Below are 333 nucleotides of genomic sequence, written 5' to 3' on the forward strand. Positions count from 1 at the left end.
CATCGTTGATGGTGTCGGCGATCTGCACGGTGGCGGAGCCACCCAGCTGCAGGTTTTCGAAGGTCTGGCCGTCAACGGTGGCATCGGTGATGCCGACAGTCAGGGAACCAGCATCCTTGAAGACGTCATCACCCTGGGCGGTGGCACGGTACTCGACTTCGGTCTGGCCCGCAGCGATCACCACCTTGGCGCCATTGGTCAGGGTAACGGTAAGGTCACGGTCCAGCACCTGGTTGACCTTGACGGTGAACGACGGCTGCTGGGCTTCGGTGACATCGCCGTTGCTGACGATGGTCACCGAGACCTTGTCGCCCTGGCCGCTTGGCTCGTCGG

General features: G+C 62.8%; 1 protein-coding gene. It reads right to left on the reverse strand.

Features of this window, described 5'->3' with window-relative positions:
• A partial coding sequence (locus tag G7009_RS27390) for an immunoglobulin-like domain-containing protein (protein ID WP_181133388.1) occupies nucleotides 1-333 on the reverse strand: 333 nt, incomplete at both ends.

The organism is Pseudomonas capeferrum (genome assembly GCF_013523055.1).
In the GTDB taxonomy this organism is placed as follows: domain Bacteria; phylum Pseudomonadota; class Gammaproteobacteria; order Pseudomonadales; family Pseudomonadaceae; genus Aquipseudomonas; species Aquipseudomonas capeferrum_A.